Annotated in this window: 1 pseudogene; it reads left to right on the top strand. The window is 40.5% G+C overall.

Annotated elements, in window-relative coordinates:
• Positions 1-216 precede the first annotated feature (216 nt).
• Positions 217-299: pseudogene (locus tag D0T60_RS18615) on the top strand (S-adenosylmethionine:tRNA ribosyltransferase-isomerase); the annotation flags it as partial.

Below are 299 nucleotides of genomic sequence, written 5' to 3'. Positions count from 1 at the left end.
TAGTTGGGAACTTTACTCTAAATGAGTTACTCTAAAATGTCCATCTTTATCAAGAATAAATGTTTTTTGTATAATTTAAAGCTAAGCGGTGTACTCGAAAAGCTGTCCGGGCTCATCATCGGGCAGTTTACCGAATACGACCGAGGCTTCTTTTATAACCTGGTAAAAACGTCTCAACAAGTAGGCGAACGTCCTACGGCTGCTTTCCCAAGCTCTCATGTAGGTGCCGGAACATTCAAACCGGTAAAAAGTGAAGAGATAGAAGGTCATGAGATGCACATTGAATATATTTCCGTATC

It is taken from the genome of Bacteroides sp. 224 (genome assembly GCF_010500995.1).
Taxonomy (GTDB): domain Bacteria; phylum Bacteroidota; class Bacteroidia; order Bacteroidales; family Bacteroidaceae; genus Bacteroides.
Note: the sequence above shows the minus strand (reverse complement) of the source record. Positions and strands in the feature narration are given on the sequence as shown.